We start from the raw sequence: 6,000 nt of genomic DNA, 5'->3' as shown, positions 1-6,000 counted from the left end.
AGGACGAGACTGGAGTAACTTCAAGACTGCAGTGGGATCCGCTGGGACGCCTTAAGGAAGAGGCGATTTTGGATGGCTCCTATAAGCCACTTAAAACAAACGGTTACGACCAATATGGACGTGTCATTTGGGAAAGGGATGGAAATAACCGGACGACCTCCTACTCGTATGACAACTGGAGTCGGGGCATCAAAACGACTTACCCGGATGGAGCTTATTCGACCGTAGCTTATGATGACCTGAACAGACAGATAACAGCAACTGATGAGGAAGGGAATCAGAAACGCACTACGATGGATGCCTGGGGGCAGGTTATTCTTACGGAAGAGAAGAAAGGAACTGGCTTTATCCAAACCGGTTCAATTGTATACGACTCCTTAGGGCAAGTGATTACATCCAAAGATTCAGCCAATGCAACTAACTACGAGTATGATCTACTCGGGCGTATGAAGGCAGTAACGGATGCACTAGGTAATCGGTACGAGTATAGTTATACGATGAGTGGACAGATGAAGCAGATGACGTATCCAGACGGGCAGCGAGTGACTAAGCAATATAATGAGTTAGGTCAATTGATTAAGCAGACGAATGAACTGGGAGCAACGGATACGTATGACTATGATGCGAACGGTAATATCATCCAGCATGTGGATCGAAAGGGTCAAAGCTTCACCTATACGTATAATAATCGCAACAGGTTAATTAAGCTGGCAGCGCCGGGTGAATCAGTAATATATCAGTATGATCTTGCGGGTCGCCGTCTCTCAATGACAGATAAGACAGGGATCACCCAATATCAGTATCACACCAATACGAAGCAATTGATCAAATTGATCTACCCAGACGGCAAGTCAATCAGCTACGTCAACAATGTCATGGGGCAGCGCCAGAGCATGGTAGACCCGTTCGGGTATACGACCGTATATACGTATGACACTCGCAATCGTCTGAAAGGTGTAGGTTCTACAGCATCCAGTCTAGATGCAAGCTATGAATACGATAAGAGCAGTCGTCTCAAAACAATAACATTGGGTAATACCAACCGCAGCGAATATGTGTATGATGGAATTCAACTTGGCTCGTTAACACACAAGAAGAATGACGGAACAGTACTGCATCGTTATCAGTACGAATATGATGGGAACGCCAATATTTCAACTCAAAGTGGTGTACAGGGGAACGAGGTCTTCTATTATCGCTATGCTTATGATCCCTTGAATCGAATTCAAAGCTCCTCACAATTTGAAGAGCAATATGCCTATGATGCGCGTGGCAATCGTGTAAGCTATATGACAACGAAGCAGAATCCTGTAATGGAGAACAGCGACTATGAATACGATGCGTTCAATCGCCTGGTAAAGGCAACGACAGCGACAGGAAAGCAAATTAGCTATGTGTACAACGGCGACGGCATGTTGTATGAACGTAAGGAAGGTGCGGGGAAGACACGATATTACAATGATGGGGCAGACATCATTGCCGAGGGAACGGTTACCATCAACGGGACGGCAACCTTGAAGGCGCGTTATGTGCGAGGCAAGGGTCTGGTCGCCCGACAGGATGGCACACGCAAGGCGTACTATATGCACAATGGCCATGGTGACGTGATCGAACTGAGGGATAATACGGGTAACCTGTCGCTAAACAACTATAGTTATGATATATGGGGCAAACCGCTCACCGCGGCGGAGACGATAGCGAATCCGTTCCGTTACTCAGGAGAATATTGGGATAATACAACAGAGCTGCAATATTTACGTTCAAGATGGTATAATCCAACAGATGGACGGTTTATTAGTAAGGATACGTATGAAGGGGATATTAAGAATCCGCTGATGTTGAATTTGTATGCGTATGTGCATAATAATCCATTAATTTATACTGATCCTACAGGGCATTGTGTTGCAGGTAAAGATGCAGGCTGCTATGTTGATTCGTTTAGCAATGTTGATTACTTGATAAGTAATCCTCAACTATTTAATAATTCAGATTTGTGGAGACAGTACCAAAAATTAAAGGAGAATTGTGATACTTCTAGTTGTATTTCGATAGTGTCGGCTAAACAAAAGGTATTAGAGAAGGCAAATGACGAAATCAGAAATAGTGCTTGTGTATATGTCGATTGCTTTGAAGGCCAAGCATCCTTCAGTGGATTTAGCAATGGTTACGCTCAAATTACCCAAGATACTAAAAATGGGAAAGCAACCTATACAGTCACTAGTCTTGGCTTAATGCAATGCAATTGTTTTTCAGCGGAAACTACGGTCCTAACGAAAAATGGTGAGAAAGCAATTGAAGATATTAAAGTGGGGGATGAGGTTCTTTCTAAGAATGAAGAAACAGGCGATATTAAATATAAAAAAGTATTGGGGTTATTCCAAAAGAAAGCCGATGAAATTTATAAAGTTTACATTGGTGATGAAGTCATTGAAGCCACTGGAGAGCATCCTTTTTGGTTAGATGGTAAAGGATGGACTTTGGTTAAAGACTTAGAAGTGGGAGACTTACTCTTATCGAATGAAGGGAAAAGACTTGAGATTCATAAAATTGAGAAAGAACGACAAGACACAACAGTATACAATTTTGAGGTTGAAGATTATCATTCATATTTTGTTTCAAACCTTGGGGTGTGGGTTCATAATTGTCAAGTAACTGAGCAAATGGTGCGAGATGCATTAAAAGGTGCTGATCTGAAAGCCCAACAAACTGCTATCTCATTACCAGTAGTTCAAAGATATGTGGATATGCTACTAAAAGGTTCTCCAGCACCTTCTGTTAAAGTTGACGACGGAATACTTGTCGATGGGTATCATCGATATGTGGCTGGATTAGTTGTAGGTAGACTCCCTACATACCAACCGTGGATGGGTGGGAGACCCTCATTAGTAATTCCGTGGGATAAATTGAAGATAGACCCAAAAGATTGGGGTAACAAGTAGTTAAGGAGTTGGCAAATAGTATGATAGAAATACGGACCTTAGCGAGTGAAACACCAATAATTATTAACGAGCAGTCTCTTATAGGAGTCAAACTCGATGAGATGGATTTTCATCGAGCGATCTTAAGTAATTGTAAGATGATGAACGTTAGCTTGCGCAAGGCAATTTTAAGAAATGCAGAATTAGATGGTGCGGATTTAAGTGAAGCAGACCTTAATGAATCCTCTTTAGTTATGTGCAGGTTAGACGGTGCTGTTCTAAGTAAGGCACAGTTATCGAATACAATTTGTTATTATGCATCTTTTAAGAACGCAAATTTAAGTCATGCTGATCTTTCTGACGCTAAGGTGAATGATGCTAATTTTGAAGGGGCATTGCTGCATGGGGCAATACTAAACTGCACTGGTTTGGATGAAGCAAATCTACATGGTGCTTTTTTTGATAAGACTACAACATGGCCACCAGGATTCCAACCAACTCGATATGGAGCAATTTGCAAATAATTACTATGACTACAATGTCATGCGATTCGCTTGTTTTTCACGCTCCAATGCGGTGTCGAAGCCCTTTTCGACCAGTTGTTTTCGCAAATTTCGGACGGTGCTTTCGCTGGTGTGCTAGGCTTCTGCAATTCGGGTATCCGGCCACGCTGGTCCATACTCGCCTTCATCAGCTTTCAGTAACATATGAGCGTGTTGATTTTATATCCGACCACTTTCCCTTTTTTGATCCGTTGTTCTAATTGCTCACGCTCGTCTTGGCTCAGTTCAACGATCCATCTTTTTTCCATTGCCAGTTCCTCAAATCCTTTTTATTGGATATATCGACTGGCGAGTCTTTTACCATTAATTTCTGATAGTACGGAGTACTAGTGGTAGTGCTAACTGAGTGGGAGACAGGATATGCATTCAGGATTAAGATTTCTACTATTAACCATCGTATTATGGAGCGTTTCATCACTGATTTGGTTTCTTCTTGGGGCAACTGCATACTTTCAGCGCCAGATGGATATTATGGGTTGTTTTTTGTTGATATATGCAGTTACTCCTGTATAAACAATCAAAGAGATGCGCTCCACTAGATCCAATGTATTGTTTCAAGACATGCCCACTGAGCAGGATATTTCGGAGGATACCTACTATTATCTTGAAAAATTAGTACAGACTTAAAGCTGATGAGACCTTGGGGAGAAACCTCCAGGGTCTTCCTCTCCCCCCCATCCAGCGCCGAATGAATCGGGCGACCATGTCTAGCGGAACTTAACTTCATCGATTCCGTATGAAAATATCCCCATTTCGTTAGTACGGATAAAAATACTTATATCACCTAAATAACGCTTTAGCGTTCATTTGGCAGGGAGGGAAGAGGATCCCTGATCGCCTCGTACACATAAAGAACAATCTGAACAATGGTTGGACACTCTCCTATACAGCGAAGATGACTGCCTTTATAGTAAAAGGAGAACTATTGAATAGTATATTTGGAGGCATTTCGACTCCAATTGGTGAAGTGAAGTATTTGCCTACCCAAGTATGGAAACAATTTAACGGTCCTTTCGGTATTAAGTTTCGAGTTCCTGATCCGGTAGGGAATCATGGAATGGAAGCAGTTATTGCGGCTCTAAGGGAAGCGGGGTATTAATGAAAAAATTCATTGTGTTATTAATTATAATTTTTTTGTTGTTTGTGTTCGTTATTATTTTTAAGTCTGCATGGGGTTGGCAAATTAGAGATGGAACAGAAGATACGCCAGAGTGGAATATTCGTAACTTGAGAATTTGGAAAGATACCCCGGTTTGGGATTTGGCGTTGGCTGTAAAAAATCAGGATACTAAAAAAATAAGTGAATTAAGTAAAGGCAATCCTGAATGGCTAGATTATCAAGAGCCAAGGTATGGAACTACATTGCTTATATGGTCGATCGGTGTAGAAAAGTATAACTCGGCTAAGGAACTACTTAAATGTGGTGCTAATCCTAATATTGCTACAACGAAGACAGGAGAAACTGCTCTTTTCTTGGCAACGGGGTATTCCTGGGTTGATCACTCGGCTAAAAAAGATGCTAAATATGTAAAACTTCTTTTGAGTTATGGTGCAAATCCAAATATTAATTATGTTGGTCATAACCCAATTATAGAAAAAGGAACAAGTCCATTAATACATTCAATCGGTTACGGGATGGACAAAACCAAAGCATTACTAGATAGCGGAGCAGAGATTGATTACAAAACACCGAGTGGAATGACCGCGGCGATTAAATCTTTGGAGATAGGGGGGCCTAACGCTACAATTGATGCTATGAGATATGCATATTATTTAATTGCTGAAAAAAAGGCTAACATAAAAGATCCATACTATATATTAGGCTTAAAAGATAAGTACGGGAACCCTGATCCTAATAACGCAAAATATCCTGTAGATCTATTGAGAAACTGGATACCAAAACTGGATTCAGAAGAATATAAACTAAAAATGGATATTATTGAAGAGTTTTCAAACCAGGGGGTTGATTATTGGGCAACCGGAATACCTCAAGAACGTCTTGAACAGATCAAAAAGATTTACAAAGATTCTTGGCAAGAGTATGTAAAAAGATATTAATATTTTTTGGAAACCACAGGGTCACAGATCAGTCGAAGACGCTGCAGTGTCGGTTTATCTGTGATCCACCTGAACCGGATCAGCATCTCGTCATATGACAATGAAGCCTATAGCTAAGATGTGAAGGGGAAGCTTCCGACGTATACAACGGATAGGACGGACAGTCTGACGCTAAACGGTGTGGCTTACAGCTATAATGACTGGGATCGATTACACGAAGGCGGTGCGCTCCAAGGGCGAGTTCGTCAAAAGATATAAAGTGAAAGGAGCAGGGGAATATAAGAAATAGAGCTAGATATTATATAGTATCTTATACGGTGGGACTATTAATTTCGTATTATGGCACAGGAATACCAGAATGGTTTTATTTAATTCCTATTAAATTGCTGGCTCCTTGTTTCATGTTAGTTGTAGGCAATACAATATACTATATTGACGAAGAGAAACAATCATTTCTAATA

The 6,000-nt window shown here is 41.0% G+C and carries 3 protein-coding genes; all 3 read left to right on the top strand.

Annotated elements, in window-relative coordinates; all coding sequences use genetic code 11:
- Positions 1-68 precede the first annotated feature (68 nt).
- Complete coding sequence (locus ACY1JZ_RS22430; RefSeq protein ID WP_462631004.1) at positions 69-2,939, top strand: polymorphic toxin-type HINT domain-containing protein; 2,871 nt, start codon at positions 69-71, stop codon at positions 2,937-2,939.
- A gap of 20 nt (positions 2,940-2,959) precedes the next feature.
- Positions 2,960-3,442: a pentapeptide repeat-containing protein gene (locus ACY1JZ_RS22425; RefSeq protein ID WP_462631003.1), complete on the top strand. Its 483-nt coding sequence runs from the start codon at positions 2,960-2,962 to the stop codon at positions 3,440-3,442.
- A 1,137-nt stretch (positions 3,443-4,579) separates the two neighbouring features.
- Positions 4,580-5,539, top strand: a complete 960-nt coding sequence (locus ACY1JZ_RS22420) for an ankyrin repeat domain-containing protein (RefSeq protein ID WP_462631002.1) — start codon at positions 4,580-4,582, stop codon at positions 5,537-5,539.
- The last annotated feature ends 461 nt before the right edge of the window (positions 5,540-6,000 follow it).

The organism is Paenibacillus sp. J5 (genome assembly GCF_054955055.1).
Note: the sequence above shows the minus strand (reverse complement) of the source record. Positions and strands in the feature narration are given on the sequence as shown.